General features: G+C 62.5%; 13 protein-coding genes and 1 pseudogene. 11 read left to right on the forward strand and 3 right to left on the reverse strand.

Annotated features, from left to right (window positions below):
• The first annotated feature begins 3 nt into the window (after positions 1 to 3).
• Positions 4 to 1,845, forward strand: coding sequence for a peptidoglycan -binding protein (locus K3557_RS03905; protein WP_259997795.1), 1,842 nt, complete (start codon positions 4 to 6; stop codon positions 1,843 to 1,845).
• 403 nt (positions 1,846 to 2,248) lie between these two features.
• Here the strand turns inward: K3557_RS03905 and K3557_RS03910 are convergent, their stop codons facing one another.
• From K3557_RS03910 to gloB, 3 genes are all read right to left on the reverse strand, one after another.
• The gene (locus K3557_RS03910) at positions 2,249 to 3,238 is read right to left on the reverse strand and encodes a M23 family metallopeptidase (protein ID WP_259997797.1); all 990 of its coding nucleotides are present in this window, start codon (positions 3,236 to 3,238) and stop codon (positions 2,249 to 2,251) included.
• The gene (clpA, locus tag K3557_RS03915) at positions 3,238 to 5,562 is read right to left on the reverse strand and encodes an ATP-dependent Clp protease ATP-binding subunit ClpA (protein WP_259990816.1); all 2,325 of its coding nucleotides are present in this window, start codon (positions 5,560 to 5,562) and stop codon (positions 3,238 to 3,240) included. Before clpA ends, K3557_RS03910 begins: the two co-directional genes overlap by 1 nt.
• A 177-nt stretch (positions 5,563 to 5,739) precedes the next feature.
• On the reverse strand, positions 5,740 to 6,513 hold the full coding sequence (gene gloB, locus K3557_RS03920; RefSeq protein ID WP_259997799.1) for a hydroxyacylglutathione hydrolase: 774 nt from the start codon (positions 6,511 to 6,513) through the stop codon (positions 5,740 to 5,742).
• A 55-nt stretch (positions 6,514 to 6,568) separates the two neighbouring features.
• Here gloB and K3557_RS03925 point away from each other — a divergent pair, with 55 nt between their 5' ends.
• The 10 genes and pseudogenes from K3557_RS03925 to K3557_RS03965 all read left to right on the forward strand — a co-directional run bounded on the left by K3557_RS03925 (position 6,569) and on the right by K3557_RS03965 (position 15,167).
• On the forward strand, positions 6,569 to 7,315 hold the full coding sequence (locus K3557_RS03925) for a class I SAM-dependent methyltransferase (RefSeq protein ID WP_259997801.1): 747 nt from the start codon (positions 6,569 to 6,571) through the stop codon (positions 7,313 to 7,315).
• A gap of 394 nt (positions 7,316 to 7,709) precedes the next feature.
• Positions 7,710 to 8,270 (forward strand): F0F1 ATP synthase subunit delta, encoded by a 561-nt coding sequence (locus K3557_RS03930; RefSeq protein WP_129370168.1) that lies wholly within the window; start codon positions 7,710 to 7,712, stop codon positions 8,268 to 8,270.
• Entirely contained in the window at positions 8,271 to 9,809 is a 1,539-nt protein-coding gene (gene atpA, locus K3557_RS03935; RefSeq protein ID WP_259990823.1) for a F0F1 ATP synthase subunit alpha, read from the forward strand.
• A 15-nt stretch (positions 9,810 to 9,824) separates the two neighbouring features.
• On the forward strand, positions 9,825 to 10,700 hold the full coding sequence (locus K3557_RS03940) for a F0F1 ATP synthase subunit gamma (RefSeq protein WP_259990825.1): 876 nt from the start codon (positions 9,825 to 9,827) through the stop codon (positions 10,698 to 10,700).
• A gap of 21 nt (positions 10,701 to 10,721) precedes the next feature.
• Positions 10,722 to 12,146: a F0F1 ATP synthase subunit beta gene (atpD, locus tag K3557_RS03945; protein WP_259990827.1), complete on the forward strand. Its 1,425-nt coding sequence runs from the start codon at positions 10,722 to 10,724 to the stop codon at positions 12,144 to 12,146.
• Positions 12,147 to 12,201: 55 nt separating this feature from the next.
• Positions 12,202 to 12,615, forward strand: a complete 414-nt coding sequence (locus tag K3557_RS03950) for a F0F1 ATP synthase subunit epsilon (RefSeq protein ID WP_259990829.1) — start codon at positions 12,202 to 12,204, stop codon at positions 12,613 to 12,615.
• 298 nt (positions 12,616 to 12,913) lie between these two features.
• Positions 12,914 to 13,210: a hypothetical protein gene (locus K3557_RS20455; protein WP_311198489.1), complete on the forward strand. Its 297-nt coding sequence runs from the start codon at positions 12,914 to 12,916 to the stop codon at positions 13,208 to 13,210.
• Positions 13,211 to 13,324: 114 nt separating this feature from the next.
• A pseudogene (locus tag K3557_RS20565) lies at positions 13,325 to 14,070 on the forward strand (transposase).
• Between the two features lie 592 nt (positions 14,071 to 14,662).
• Complete coding sequence (locus K3557_RS03960) at positions 14,663 to 14,935, forward strand: phage integrase N-terminal SAM-like domain-containing protein (protein ID WP_259997803.1); 273 nt, start codon at positions 14,663 to 14,665, stop codon at positions 14,933 to 14,935.
• Positions 14,886 to 15,167 (forward strand): tyrosine-type recombinase/integrase, encoded by a 282-nt coding sequence (locus tag K3557_RS03965; protein ID WP_259997805.1) that lies wholly within the window; start codon positions 14,886 to 14,888, stop codon positions 15,165 to 15,167. The genes K3557_RS03960 and K3557_RS03965 overlap by 50 nt, the downstream gene beginning before the upstream one ends.
• The last annotated feature ends 182 nt before the right edge of the window (positions 15,168 to 15,349 follow it).

Here is a 15,349-nt window from a genome sequence, read left to right on the forward strand (position 1 = left end):
CCGATGGCTCTTTCCCGGCGCACAGGGCAGCGGTTCCAGGCCTCGATCTGGCCAGGGTTTGTCGATGCGATGACCGGGCTTCTCTTGGTGCTGATGTTTGTTCTGACCATCTTTATGGTGGTGCAATTTGTCCTGCGCGAGACGATTACCGGCCAGGAAAGCCAGCTGGATGAGCTGTCTGCCGAGGTGAGCGCGCTGGCCTCAGCCCTGGGGCTGGAGGAGCGCGAGAACAATCAGCTGAACGCCCGGCTTGGGGCGCTGGCTTCGACCCTTAATACTGCAGAACAGGATCTGGACCAGGCGCGCAGCCTGATAACCTCCCTGACTGCGGACCGTGACCGGCAGGCAGGTGAACTGGCCGCAGCCGCCAGCCGGATCACCAGTTTTGAGGCACAGGTGGCGGCCCTGATCGCCAGCCGCGACGCCGCCCGGACGCGGGTCGCGGATCTGAGCGCAGAACGCGCAGACCTGGAGGCTGCGCGCGCAGAACTGCTGAGCGAACAGGAGGCACTGAACCTGGCCCTGTCGCAAGCCCGCGGCGAGATTGATCTGCAGGCGGAGGCCGCCCGGCTGGCGGCGGCACAGCGCGAGGCGATGGAAGCACTGATCGCCAGCCTTGAGTCCGAGGGCAGCGAGCAATCAACCCGGATTTCCGAATTGCAGGATCAGCTGGGCGCTGAAGAAGCCGCCCGTCTGGTTGAGGCCGCTGCCGCCGAATCCCTGCGGGACCGGCTGCAGAATGCCGACGCCGAACTCACCGCAATGACATTGGCCTTGGAGGCGCAACGCCAGGAGGCGGAGGATACGCTGACCCTGCTGGCCGCCGCTGAAACCGCTAGGACACAGCTGGACGCGCAGCTGTCTGAATTGGAGACCACCCGCGCCGGATCTGATGCAGAGGCTGGAAAGCTGGCGGCAGAACTGGCCGAAGCCAAGGCCGCTTTGGCTGCTGCAGAGATCCAAGCCGGGGAGCTGGACATTCTGCGTCAGCGGTTGCTTGCGGCAGTCACCGCACAGCAGAGAGCAGAGGGCAGCGCCACTGAGCAATTGAGCCTGGCTGAAGAACGAGCAGCCCTATTGGCGCAGGCGCGTTCGGCCTTGTCTGAGGAACAGGCCATTTCCGAAGAGGCCCGCCGTGAAACCGCGCTGCTGAACCAGCAGGTGGCGGCCCTGCGTGAACAGCTGGGCGGCCTGCAAGCCATTCTGGACGACTATCAGGGCCGGGATGCCGCCCAGCAGGTGCAGTTGCAGAACCTGGGCCAGGATCTGAACGCTGCACTGGCCCGTGCCGCCTCGGAAGAACGCAAGCGGCGGCTGCTGGAAGAGCAGGAGCGCAAGCGGCTGGCAGCCGAAGCCGCGGCCCTTGCCAGCAAGGCGCAGGATCTGGAACGTTACCGTTCGGAGTTCTTTGGCCGGTTGCGGGATTTGCTGGGCACCCAGGAGGGTGTGCGCATTCAGGGCGACCGCTTTGTCTTTGCCTCAGAGGTGCTGTTTGCACCGGGCAGCGCCACTCTTTCACCTGCGGGGCGGGTCGAAATTGCCAAGGTGGTTTCAATTCTGCAAAGCGTCGTGGCAGCGATCCCGCAGGAGATAAACTGGATCATCCGGGTGGATGGCCATACCGACACTTCGCCGTTGCTGGGACATCCGAAATTCATTGACAATTGGGAGCTTAGCCAGGGCCGGGCGCTTTCGGTGGTGCGTTACATGGTCGAGGCGCTTGGGGTGCCGCCGTCGCGGCTGGCGGCCAATGGGTTTGGTGAATATCAGCCGGTGAACCCGGCGGACACAGCCCAAGCGCGCGCCCAGAACCGGCGGATTGAACTGAAGTTCACTGAAAAATAGGCGAATACGCAGTTGATGAGGAGGAGTACGTGCTGCGCCAGGTGCAGCCGGCAAGCTGTGCGTTTTGCCGGCCTTTCGGTGGCCTGCAGGGTGCAACCCGCTTCACTAATGGAGACAAGCTACTAGTTACGCACGGGTTGCGGCCCCGCCGGGCAGCAGGGCCCCCTTAAATCTATTGCAAATTCGGGAGTTATCAAATCCCGGCGCCGGAAAAGGCAGCACACATGCCGTCGCAGGATCCGCAGGCGACACCTCCCGCCCGGCCCTGGCTGCCCCGAGGGCAGCCGTGCCCGTTGGGCCCGGCAGCGGCCAGGGCTTGTGCCCCAGCCGCTGCCGCCGCGTAACTGGAGATGGCCTGATACTTTGAACCCGGTCACCATGAATCGAAAAGCTGTAAGGCGGGCTACTGGGAGGCGGGGTCTTCCGGCGATGCGATCACCATGCTGCGGGAAAAGCTGTCAACCGGCCGGCCGTCCCGCAACAGGCGGGCCGTGCCGGTATAGGTGCCTTTCGGCCATTGCCCGCCGCGCAGGCGGCGGCCGGCAGCGCGGAAAAACTGGGCCTGATTTTTGTTCAGCCCATCGCTGTGGGAGATAAGTTCACCGCCGGGGCCTGTCACAGTCAGCTCAAGCTGGTCGCTTGCCAGACCGCCAAACGCGTAGGCCCAAAATACAAACGCAGGCGCATCTGCAGCCAGCGGTGCGGCGTCCGCGGTGCCCGCCTTGATCGCACTGTATTCAGGGACTGCCGCGCTGAAACCGGCCCCCAGCACACCGCCTGGCTGATAGGCCGGCGGATCCGCCCAGAGTGTCTTACCGGCAGGGGTGCCGCAGCTTTCAAGGCTTTCCGGCGCAAAAGGATCCACCACCGCGCCATCCTTGCGCACAGACAAATGCAGGTGCGGGAACTGGGTCTTGCCGGAAAGCCCGGCCTCGCCCAGGATATCGCCGGGCTTGACCTTCATGCCGCTTTCCACCCGGAGCGAGCCGCGCTTCATGTGGCAGTACTGGGTTTCCCATCCGTTGCCGTGGCGCAGGACCACCCCGTTGCCGCATTCCTTACCGTCGATCTCTGCGGCATTATCATCGGTGGCATATTGGTCCGCCATGCCGTTGCGGGTTCCAAGGACAATACCGGCGGCCGCGGCACGCACCGCGACGCCGGCCTGCATGTCCGACAAATAGGGCAGGGCGATATCCGTTCCCTTGTGGCCATCATAACTCAGCGTGCCGCAGGTGAAATCCGTGGCACCAGGACCGGGATCGTGGTCGACGAACTGCTGAATGTGGCAGGTGTCGCCCAGGGTACAGTCCAGCGGGAACTGCAAAAGAAAATCGCCCGCCGCGGCGGGCGCGGCGAGCGATATTGCGGTTATCAGCGCGGCAGCGCGCATCAGTCTGCTGTCAGCAGTGGCGGCTTGTCGCCGGAAATCCGCGGCTTGCTTGGCCCTTCCAGGCGCAGCTCCAGTTTGCCGTCCTTGATCCCGACCTTGACGATACCGCCTTTGGTCAGCTTACCGAACAACAGTTCTTCGGCCAGCGGCTTTTTGATGTGCTCCTGGATCACCCGGCCCAGAGGGCGCGCGCCCATCCGGTCGTCGTAGCCCTTGTCGGCCAGCCATTCCGCCGCCTTGCGGGTCAGCTCGATCGAGACATTGCGGTCCATCAGCTGGGCTTCCAGCTGCAGCACGAACTTCTCGACCACCTGCAGGATCACCTCCTTGCCGAGCGGCGCGAAGGAGATCACCGCATCCAGGCGGTTGCGGAATTCCGGGGTGAAGGTGCGCTCAATCGCGGCGGTGTCTTCACCCTCGCGGCGGTCGCGGCCAAAGCCGATGGCGGCCTTTGCCTGTTCCGACGCGCCGGCGTTGGAAGTCATGATCAGCACCACGTTGCGGAAATTCACCGTGCGGCCATTGTGGTCGGTCAGCTGGCCGTTATCCATCACCTGCAAGAGGATGTTGTAGACGTCCGGATGCGCCTTTTCCATCTCGTCAAGCAGCAGCACGCAGTGCGGGTGCTGGTCGACGCCATCGGTCAACAGGCCGCCCTGGTCAAAGCCGACATAGCCCGGAGGCGCGCCGATCAGGCGGGAGACCGCGTGTTTCTCCATGTATTCGGACATGTCAAACCGCAGCAGTTCCACCCCAAGCGTATCCGCCAGCTGTTTCGCCACCTCCGTCTTGCCGACGCCGGTGGGGCCAGCAAACAGGTAGTTGCCGATCGGCTTTTCCGGCTCCCGCAGGCCTGCACGGGCCAGTTTGATCGCACTGGACAGGGCAGTAATGGCATCGTCCTGGCCGAAGACCACGCGTTTCAGCGATTTCTCCAGGTCTTTCAGCACTTCGGCATCGTCTTTCGACACGCTTTTCGGCGGGATGCGGGCGATCTTGGCAACCACGGCCTCGATCTCCTTGACACCAATGGTCTTGCGGCGTTTGGATTCAATCACCAAATGCTGCGCGGCGCCAGCCTCGTCAATCACGTCGATGGCCTTGTCCGGCAGCTTGCGGTCGTTGATGTAACGGGCTGACAGCTCCACCGCAGTCTTGATGGCGTCACCGGTGAACTTGATGCCGTGATGTTCCTCAAAATAGGGTTTCAGTCCCTTCAGGATCTCGATGGAATCTTCCACCGTCGGCTCGTTCACGTCGATTTTCTGGAACCGGCGGGCCAGCGCGCGGTCCTTCTCGAAATGCTGGCGGAACTCCTTGTAGGTCGTGGAGCCCATGGTGCGCAGCTTGCCGCCTTGCAGCGCGGGTTTCAGCAGGTTGGAGGCATCCATGGCGCCGCCAGAGGTTGCTCCGGCCCCGATCACGGTGTGGATTTCGTCGATGAACAGCACCGCGTCCGGGTGGTCTTCCAGCTCGGTGACCACGGCCTTCAGACGTTCCTCAAAATCACCGCGGTAGCGGGTTCCGGCCAGCAGCGCGCCCATGTCGAGCGAATAAATGGTGGTCTGCGACAGGATTTCCGGGGTTTCACCGGACACGATCCTGCGCGCAAGCCCCTCGGCAATTGCGGTTTTGCCAACGCCGGGGTCGCCCACCAAGAGCGGGTTGTTCTTGCGGCGGCGGCACAGCACCTGGATGCAGCGCTCCACCTCATGGTCGCGGCCGATCAGCGGGTCGATCTCGCCCTCGCGGGATCTGGCATTGAGGTCCACGCAGTATTTCGCCAGTGCGCTTTCCTTCTTTTCGCCCTCAGGCGCGGCCGTGATACTGTCTTCTTCCTGCTCGGTTGCGCCGGTGACCGGGCGGGGTTCCCCAAAGGCCGGGTCCTTGGCCACGCCATGGGCGATAAAGTTCACCGCGTCATAGCGGGTCATTTCCTGATCCTGCAGGAAATAGGCCGCGTCGCTTTCGCGTTCCGCAAAGATCGCCACCAGCACATTGGCGCCTGTCACTTCGGTGCGGCCCGAGCTTTGCACATGGATTGCGGCCCGTTGAATGACCCGCTGGAAGGCGGCGGTCGGCACCGCCTCGGATCCGTCGATGTCGGTGACCAGATTGGCAAGATCCTCATCCACGAACTCCACCAGCGAGGATCGCAATTCGGTCAGATCGACACTGCAGGCGCGCATCACACGGGCCGCGTCGGGCTCGTCGATCAGGGCCAGAAGCAGATGTTCCAGGGTTGCGAATTCATGACGGCGTTCATTCGCCAGCGCCAGCGCTGCGTGAATGGCCTGTTCCAGGGTGCTCGAGAATGAAGGCACGGGCGTGCTCCTCTGATCTTGGGTTGGCCGGATGGGGCGGTATTAACCAACCCCGCAGTTCAACCATGTGCTTATAAGGTTAGAGTTTGGTTGATAGCGCGCCAGCTTCAAGGGCTTTTCTTCATTTTGGGGTCACAATTATTTTCTCCCTGTTGCGCCCCGATACCCTTGATTTGGTCAAAAATTGTCTTTGCGCCGGCGAATTTCGGCAAAAACCTCAGCGTCTTCAGCACCTTCCATGTGAAGGTGCGCTTTCACGGCACTGTCACCGGCGCGCAGGAACGGATTGGTGTCAAGTTCCAGCTGCAAGGATGACGGAACCGTAGGAATGCCGTCGTTCCGGGCCTTTGCGATATCACGTATACGCGCCTGCAACGCCGGGTTGCCGGGGTCGGCGGTGACAGCAAAGGCACCGTTGGACTGGGTGTATTCATGTCCTGAATAAACGATAGTGTGCGGCGGCAGCGCGGCAAGCCGCGACAGGCTGGCCCACATCTGCTGCGGGCTGCCCTCGAACAGCCGCCCGCACCCCAGCGCCATCAGGCTGTCAGCGGTGAATACGGCATTTGAACCGGGCAGATAAAAGGCAATATGGCCAACGGTGTGGCCCGAGACATCCATCACCTGCACCTGTTCGCCCAGCAGTGTGAAGCTGCCGCCGTCCTCGACAGCCATATCCAGATCCGGCAGCCGGTGGGCGTCGGCTGCAGCGCCGATCACCTTGGCGCCATAGGCCTCCTGCAGGTCGGCTACACCGTCGATATGGTCCCAGTGGTGATGGGTCAGCAGGATCCAGTCCAGCCCCCACCCTCGCGCCGACAGTGCTTCCTTGATGGCACCGGCCTCGGGCGCATCCACCAGCGCGGTTTCACCCGAAGCGGGATTGCGGATCAAAAAGGCATAATTATCCGACAGGCAGGGCAGGGTGATGATCTCAAGAGGCATGGTCATTCGCCTTTACATTGCTAAACTGCGCCCAGATTGGCCGAAGCAGCAGGCACCCGCAATGCATCTTGATGTTCAGGATCTCAGGAACTTTTATTACCGCAGCACTCTGGGGCGTGCGGCGCAAGCGTCGATCCGCGGCCGTCTGTTGGACATCTGGCCAGGGACCGAGGGGCTGACGGTGGCGGGTTTTGGTTTCGCCGCACCGCTGCTGCGTCCCTACCTGCCCGAGGCGCGCCGGGTGATGGCGCTGATGCCGGGGCCGCAGGGAGTCATGCAATGGCCCGCGGGGCTGCCCAATGTCTCGGTCCTGTGCGAGGAGACCAGCTGGCCTGTCGATACCGGCAGGATCGACAGGCTGGTAGTGATGCATGGTCTGGAGACCTCGGAGCGGCCGGCAAAGCTGCTGGAAGAATGCTGGCGGGTGCTGGGCCCCGGCGGGCGGGCCATTTTCGTCGTGCCAAACCGGGCAGGGCTTTGGGCGCGGTCGGATCTGACCCCGTTCGGCTTTGGCCGCCCGTACACCCTGCGCCAGCTCGAAGGCCAGCTGCGCGAGCACCAATTCGCCATCGAACAGCACACCGCGGCGCTGTACCGGCTGCCCAGCCACAAACGGTTCTGGCTGAAATCCGGGGCGATGCTGGAAAAAATGGGCCGCAAACTGCCTGCGATGCTGGCCGGCGGCGTGTTCATGGTCGAAGTCAGCAAGCAGACCCACACGCAGCGCGGCCAGATGGTCGGCACCAAGGTCCGCAGCCGGATCCGGGTGCTCGAAGGCCTGTCCAACCCGATGCCGGAACCGGCCTGACGCGTCCGGGGCTGATCCGGCCCGTCTGCGGCTGATTTCGATTCCCTGAAACTGCGGGTTCGGTGCCAAGAGGGGCGGAAAAGACGGGTTCTGGTCCGATATGTGACGAATTCGGCCGCAAATGCCGGTTTCCGGAATCGCCAAATCCTGCAGTTCAGCCGCACTTTTTTATTTATCGACTGTGGTCAAAGGGCCGCACTTGACTTAAGTCATTGAAAACGCTGCAAACATGCTTCTTCCTGTTGCCGTTTAGGCAGTTGATAGGTCGCATCCGCTCTGCTAGACCCACGCTGATTTCAACGCCCCGCTGCCAATGGGGGATGACTCACGCCCCCGGACGCCGCCTGTGGCCGGGTACGCCAACCGGGGCCAATAACATATCGGAAGGGTGGACGTGTCCGAACCAGCTTCGATTTCTGCAGGCATTGCCGCGCGCTATGCCACGGCGGTGTTCGACATCGCGCAAGAAAACAAGGCGCTCGACAGCCTTGAAACCAGCATCAATGACCTGGCAGCCGCGCTGGCTGACAGCGACGATCTCAACAGCCTGATCCAGTCGCCGCTGGTGTCGCGCGACGAGCAGGGCGCCGCAATCACTGCGGTGGCTGACAAGATGGGCCTGGATCCCGTCCTGCGCAATACCCTGGCTCTGATGGCCGACAAGCGCCGCCTGTTTGTGGTGCCCGCGCTGATCGACGCGCTGCGCGCCCGCCTGGCTGAAGCCCGCGGCGAAATCACCGCCGAGGTGGTGTCCGCCAAGGCGCTGACCAAGACCCAAAGCGAAAAGCTGGCCAAGACCCTGGCCGAGCGCGTGGGCAAGAAAGTTACCATCAATGCTTCCGTCGATGCCTCCATCATCGGCGGACTTGTCGTTAAAGTGGGCTCGAAGATGATCGACAGCTCGATCCGCTCCAAGCTCAACTCCCTACAGAATGCAATGAAAGAGGTCGGATAAATGGGTATCCAAGCAGCAGAGATTTCTGCGATCCTGAAAGACCAGATCAAGAATTTTGGTCAAGAAGCAGAAGTGGCTGAAATCGGCCGCGTGCTGTCCGTCGGTGACGGTATTGCCCGCGTTTACGGCCTCGACAATGTTCAGGCCGGTGAAATGGTCGAATTCCCCGGCGGCATCATGGGCATGGCGCTGAACCTGGAAAGCGACAACGTCGGTATCGTGATCTTCGGCTCCGACCGCGACATTAAAGAAGGCGACACCGTCAAGCGCACCAACTCCATCGTGGACGTGCCGATCGGCAACGGCCTGTTGGGCCGCGTTGTGGACGGTCTTGGCAACCCGCTGGACGGCAAGGGCCCGATCGAAGACGTGACCCGCGGCGTTGCGGACGTGAAGGCGCCGGGCATCATCCCGCGTAAGTCGGTGCATGAGCCGATGGCGACCGGCCTCAAGTCCGTTGACGCGATGATCCCGATCGGCCGCGGCCAGCGCGAGCTGATCATCGGTGACCGTCAGACCGGTAAAACCGCCGTGGCTCTGGACGCGATCCTGAACCAGAAATCCTACAACGACGCCGCCGGCGACGATGAGAGCAAGAAGCTGTACTGCGTTTACGTCGCGGTCGGCCAGAAGCGTTCCACCGTGGCCCAGCTGGTGAAGAAGCTGGAAGAAACCGGCGCGATGGAATACTCCATCGTTGTGGCTGCAACCGCATCCGACCCGGCACCTCTGCAGTTCCTGGCGCCTTATGCCGCGACCGCAATGGCGGAATTCTTCCGCGACAACGGCCGCCACGCGCTGATCATCTATGATGACCTGTCCAAGCAGGCTGTTGCTTACCGCCAGATGTCGCTGCTGCTGCGCCGTCCGCCGGGCCGTGAAGCCTATCCGGGCGACGTTTTCTACCTGCACTCCCGCCTGCTGGAGCGTTCGGCCAAGCTGAACGAAGACTTCGGTGCCGGTTCGCTGACCGCGCTGCCGATCATTGAAACCCAGGGCGGCGACGTGTCGGCGTTTATTCCGACCAACGTGATTTCGATCACCGACGGCCAGATCTTCCTGGAAACCGAACTGTTCTACCAGGGCATCCGCCCCGCCGTGAACACCGGTCTGTCGGTTTCGCGCGTTGGCTCCTCGGCCCAGACCAAGGCGATGTCCTCGGTGGCAGGCCCGGTGAAACTGTCGCTGGCCCAGTACCGCGAAATGGCTGCATTCGCGCAGTTCGGCTCCGACCTGGACGCCGCCACCCAGCAGCTGCTGGCCCGTGGCGCCCGTCTGACCGAGCTGATGAAGCAGGCCCAGTACTCGCCGCTGACCAACGCCGAAATCGTCTGTGTGATCTTTGCCGGCACCAACGGCTACCTTGACAAGGTCGACGTCAAGGAAGTCGGCCGCTACGAGGAAGGCCTGCTCAGCCACCTGCGCGGCAAACATGCCGACCTGCTGGCGGACATCACCAACAACGACCGTAAGGTGAAGGACGAGCTGGCGGACAAAGTGAAAGCTGCGCTGGACGAGTTCGCCGCTAGCTTCGCTTAAGGGGGATCCCAGGCAATGCCGAACCTTAAGGACCTTAAAACCAGGATCGCGTCGGTCAAGTCGACCCGCAAGATCACAAAAGCCATGCAGATGGTGGCCGCGGCGAAACTTCGCCGCGCCCAGGAAGCTGCCGAGGATTCCCGTCCCTATACCAAGCGGTTCAATGCCGTGATGGCAGGGCTGGCGGCCTCGGTCGGCGGCAGCGAGTCAGCGCCCAAGCTGCTTCGCGGCACCGGCAGCGACCAGACCCATCTGCTGGTCGTCATGACCGCCGAGCGCGGTCTGTGCGGCGGCTTCAACTCGAACATCGCCAAGCTTGCCCGCCAAAAAGCGGCTGAGCTGAAGGCTGCGGGCAAGACGGTCAAAGTTCTGACCGTCGGCAAAAAGGGCCGTGATGCCCTGAAACGCGACCTTGGCGGCGATTTCGTCGGTCATGTGGACCTCAGCGAAGTCAAGCGCGTCGGCTATGCCAATGCGCAGGGCGTCGCCAAGGACATCCTGACCCGTTTCGATGCTGGCGAGTTCGATGTTGCCACGATCTTCTTTGCGGAGTTCGTCAACGTCGTGACCCAGATCCCGACCGCCCAGCAGATTATCCCGGCCTCTTACGAGGGCGGCGAAGCTGAAGGCAGCTCTGCGGTTTATGACTACGAGCCCGGCGAAGAGCAGATCCTTGCGGACCTGCTGCCGCGCGGCGTGGCTACGCAGATCTTCTCGGCGCTGCTGGAAAACGGTGCATCCGAACAGGGTGCCCGGATGAGCGCGATGGACAACGCCACCCGCAACGCGGGCGACATGATCGACAAGCTGACGATCCAGTACAACCGCTCGCGCCAGGCCGTGATCACCAACGAGCTGATTGAAATCATTTCGGGCGCTGAGGCGCTCTAAGAGACAACCGGAGACCAACAAATGGCACAAGCAAAAGGTAAGGTGACCCAGATCATCGGCGCCGTTGTGGACGTCCAGTTTGACGACCACCTGCCCGCAATTCTGAACGCCCTGAACACTGAAAACGACGGTAAGACCCTGGTTCTGGAAGTATCCCAGCACCTCGGCGAAAACACCGTCCGCTGCATCGCAATGGACGCGACCGAAGGTCTGGTCCGCGGCCGCGAAGTAACCGACACCGGCGCACCGATCTCGATCCCGGTCGGCAACGCCACCCTGGGCCGCATCCTGAACGTCGTCGGTGAACCCGTCGACGAAAAGGGCCCGGTGAATGCAACCGAGACCCGCGCCATCCACCAGCCCGCGCCCGAGTTCAACGAACAGTCGACCGAGTCGGAAGTTCTGGTGACCGGCATCAAGGTTATCGACCTGCTGGCGCCTTACTCCAAAGGCGGCAAGATCGGCCTGTTCGGCGGCGCCGGCGTGGGCAAGACCGTTCTGATCATGGAACTGATCAACAACATCGCCAAAGTGCACTCGGGCTATTCCGTGTTCGCCGGTGTTGGCGAGCGGACCCGTGAAGGCAACGACCTGTACTGGGAAATGATCGAATCCAACGTGATCAAGCCGGACAACCTGGAAGAATCGCAGGTTGCCCTGGTCTACGGTCAGATGAACGAGCCTCCGGGTGCGCGTGCCCGTGTTGCACTGACCGGCCTGACCCTGGCCGAACAGTTCCGCGACCAGTCCGGCACCGACGTTCTGTTCTTCGTGGACAACATCTTCCGCTTCACCCAGGCGGGTTCCGAAGTGTCCGCGCTTCTGGGCCGTATCCCGTCCGCTGTGGGCTACCAGCCGACGCTGGCAACCGACATGGGTGCGATGCAGGAACGCATCACCTCCACCAAGAACGGCTCGATCACCTCGATCCAGGCCGTCTACGTTCCTGCGGACGACCTTACCGACCCGGCACCGGCAACCACCTTTGCCCACCTGGACGCGACCACCGTTCTTAACCGTGCGATCTCGGAACTCGGCATCTACCCCGCTGTGGACCCGCTCGACTCCTCCTCGCGCCTGATGGACCCGCAGATCGTTGGCGAAGAGCACTATGCTGTGGCGTCCGACGTTCAGCAGATCCTCCAGCGCTACAAGTCGCTGCAGGACATCATCGCGATCCTCGGCATGGACGAACTGTCGGAAGAGGACAAGCTGACCGTTGCGCGTGCGCGTAAGATCCAGCGTTTCCTCTCGCAGCCGTTCGACGTGGCAAAAGTCTTCACCGGCTCTGACGGCGTTCAGGTTCCGCTGGAAGACACCATCTCGTCGTTCAAGGCTGTTGTGGCCGGCGAATACGACCACCTGCCCGAAGGCGCCTTCTACATGGTTGGCGGCATCGACGAAGTGATCGCCAAAGCCGAGAAGATGGCTGCGGAAGCCGCCTAAGACTGGAACTCCCCTGCGCGCAGCCCGTGCAGGGGAACCCTGAAAGGAGGCCCCAATGGCACAAACGATGCAATTCGACCTCGTGAGCCCCGAGCGGAGCCTGGCTTCGCTGCAGGCCAGCGCGGTCCAGATCCCCGGTGCGGAAGGCGACATGACGGCAATGCCGGCCCATGCGCCCACCATCACCACCCTGCGCCCCGGCGTGCTGAAGGTCGAAAGCCCGGAAGGCAACGCGGAGTATGTGGTGACCGGCGGCTTTGCGGAAATCGGCGGCGACAGCCTGTCGGTTCTGGCCGAGCGTGCGATCCCGATGGCGGAAATGACCCGCGATCAGATGACCACGCTGATCGAAGACGCCCGCGAGATGTACAAGACCGCAAAAGAGGAAGACCAGCCGCACGGCCTGGTCGAGGACGCAGCCAAACTGCTCGCCGACATGGAAGCCCTGGGCACCCATATGTCCCTCTGATCCAACCCGCGGATTGGACGATTTAGAAACCGGCTCCCCTTGGGGGCCGGTTTTTTTGGGGAATGCTGTTTGGATAGGGTTGCCTGCAGTGGGAAATCGCACGCCGGAAAGGCAATTCAACCTAGCCAACTATTGAAAAACGGTTCTACCGCTGCCCGAGCGGTATACAAGGACGAAACCTGCACGCGGTATTGGCGCTTGAGGCGTGTGGTGCGCACTGATTTGATCTGTGGATTAGGCGGATGGGCGTGCCTGTCTGACGATTGGGACTTTCTTAATCTGATGACAGGAGGTTTCGATGTCAGATCAATATGTTCCTGCGCTGCGCCAGCAGTTTCCCGAAGATATGCGGATCAAGGGTCTGCAGCAGGAGACGATGCATCTGCGGGCGAAGCGTGCGGTGCTGAGCGTTGAGGAGGCCGCGGGCATTCACAAAGCGGCACCCGGTCCCGGGCTGAGATACCGGGCGGTGTTCAGTGTGGCCTATGGCGGCGGACTCCGGGCGAGCGAGGTCACGCATCTGAATGCCGGTGATATCGTGCCGGAGGCGCGTCTCCGGCACGACGCTGGAAGCGCGCCTCCGGCACGACAGTGACCGCATGCTGATCCGGGTGGACCAGGGCAAAGGCCGAAAGGTCCGCCACGTGATGTTGTCGCCGGGCTTGCTGGATCTGCTGCGCGGCTAATACCGCGAAACGCGCCCGGCCGGATGGTTGTTTCCGGGGCGCGACCGGGTCGATCCGATCCCGACGCGGCAATTCAACCGGGCGTTCGGGGCGGCTGGCGACTTTGCCGGGATCAAGAAAAGGTCTCGCCCTGCACGCCGTGTCGAAGACGCGCCGGCGGCTTGCCGGCGGATGGCACCCGCTGGATCGCTTGCCGCCCCGGTTTTTTGCTGCCGGTGAAGGTTCTGCCGCATCTGTTCCGGCGTTTGTTCCTCGAAGGGCTGGCCAGGCTGCACAAGGCGGGGAAACTGACGTTCTTCGGCAATCTGTCAGCGCGGGATGGGCCGTGTCTGCCAAACCACCCTTCGGCGGACCCGAAACCGTGCCGCCCTGTCTCAGCCGCTGCCCCCGCCGGGCCGTCATCTCCAGCCACCGGCTGATCAGCACCGAAGGCGGCATCGCGGCGTTCCGATGGAAAGACGGCCGGATCAAGCGCGGCGATCCGCTGCCCGGCAGCGGTTTGCCTGCAAACCATGAGAGGGGGATGAAGATCATGCGCCTGCCCACGGCCGCGTTCACTCGCAGGTTTCTGATCCGCGTCCTGCCACCTGGATTCCATCGCATCCGCCACGCCCGGCTCCTCGCCGGTCACTGCCCGGCAGGGCATTGCAAAGCAATGTCCCGAGGGGTGCATCCGCCGCCGCAGGATCGGGACGATCCGGTGCCTAGTCGATGCAGAGCCAGAACCTGGCACTGCGCCGGGTGCAGGGGAACGTGGCAATCCCGCTGATCCGGTTGCCCGCAAGCCTAGCCCGAAGTGCGGCGGTGCCATGATCATCATCAAGACCTTCAGCCGCGGCCAAACGCCCAAATCCCGCGCCCCGCCATGGCAGGGGGCGGCATGATCCAACCATCACACCCGGCCCAGCCATCCCGAGGCGCCGGACCAGTCATTGCGGCCAGTCCACCAAACCCGGCGCAGCAACAGGCCCAAGGCGCCGGAGAAAAGGGCTGACCGGCGGTATCGGACCGGAAAAACCAGCCTGCCCGCGCTGATCGGCGCCGCAGGCTTCGCAGCTCAGCCCATCGGCTTTCCAAGCCCTGAACCGCAATCCCCAAAGCACCGGAATCCGCTCGCGCATTCCTTATTGTCAGATTTATCGCCGCTGCAGCTCACGCTGACAGCAGCCACAAACCTTAGACACGGACGAAACCGCTCACGCGGTCTTGGCGTTTGTGGCGGTTGGATCGCGCTGATTTGTACTGTGGATTTGGCGGGTAGGCGTGCCTGTCTGACGATTTGGATCTTCTCAATCTGATGACAGGAGGTTTCGATGTGAAACCAATATGTTCCCAAACTACGCCAGCGGTTTGCCGAAGACGTGCAGATCAAGGGGCTTCAGCCCAAAACACAGAAGATGTATCTGCGTGCGATGCCTGACTTCACGCGGTTTCCGAGGCGCGCGCCTGATAGCGCAACGCCGGAGGAATTGCGCGCCTTTCAGCTGGATATGAAGGAGCGCGGCGCCGGCCCGGCGGCCTTCAACAACCGCCTGACGGTTCTGAGCTTCTTCTTCGCGACCGCGCCCGGAGATGAAGCGGCACATGCGCTATCAGCGGGCGGCGAAGAAGTTCCCCGTGGCGCTGAGCGCTGAGGAGGTCGCGCGCATTCTTCAAACGGCACCTGGTCCCGGGCGGAGATACCGGGCCGCGTTCAGCGTGGCCTATGGCGGCGGGTTGCGCACCAGCGAGGTCACGCATTTGAAGGTCGGTGACATTGACAGCGACCGGATGCTGATCCGGATCGAGCAAGGGAAGGTTCGCAAGGACCGCCATGTGATGCTGTCGCCGAGCTTGCTCCACCTACTCCGCAACTACTACCGTTAGGCACAGCTAAAAGGATGGATGTTCCCAGGCCGCAACCGGATCGAGCCGATCTCGACGTCAGTTCAACCGGGCTTTTTGGGGCGGCATGCGATTTTTCTGAAACCGGTAAAAAGGTCTCGCCCCATACACTGCGGCATAGCTTTGCCACCCATCTGCGGGAAGGCGGAACCGGCATACCCATG

It is taken from the genome of Leisingera sp. M523, from assembly GCF_025141335.1.
GTDB lineage: Bacteria > Pseudomonadota > Alphaproteobacteria > Rhodobacterales > Rhodobacteraceae > Leisingera.

Coding starts and splice junctions, on each gene's coding strand:
- K3557_RS03905 (WP_259997795.1), top strand. CDS start 4: ATGGCTCTTTCCCGGCGCACAGGGCAGCGGTTCCAGGCCTCGATCTGG.
- K3557_RS03950 (WP_259990829.1), top strand. CDS start 12,202: ATGGCACAAACGATGCAATTCGACCTCGTGAGCCCCGAGCGGAGCCTG.
- K3557_RS03910 (WP_259997797.1), bottom strand. CDS start 3,238: ATGCGCGCTGCCGCGCTGATAACCGCAATATCGCTCGCCGCGCCCGCC.
- K3557_RS20455 (WP_311198489.1), top strand. CDS start 12,914: ATGTCAGATCAATATGTTCCTGCGCTGCGCCAGCAGTTTCCCGAAGAT.
- K3557_RS03965 (WP_259997805.1), top strand. CDS start 14,886: ATGCGCTATCAGCGGGCGGCGAAGAAGTTCCCCGTGGCGCTGAGCGCT.
- atpD (WP_259990827.1), top strand. CDS start 10,722: ATGGCACAAGCAAAAGGTAAGGTGACCCAGATCATCGGCGCCGTTGTG.
- K3557_RS03940 (WP_259990825.1), top strand. CDS start 9,825: ATGCCGAACCTTAAGGACCTTAAAACCAGGATCGCGTCGGTCAAGTCG.
- K3557_RS03925 (WP_259997801.1), top strand. CDS start 6,569: ATGCATCTTGATGTTCAGGATCTCAGGAACTTTTATTACCGCAGCACT.
- gloB (WP_259997799.1), bottom strand. CDS start 6,513: ATGACCATGCCTCTTGAGATCATCACCCTGCCCTGCCTGTCGGATAAT.
- atpA (WP_259990823.1), top strand. CDS start 8,271: ATGGGTATCCAAGCAGCAGAGATTTCTGCGATCCTGAAAGACCAGATC.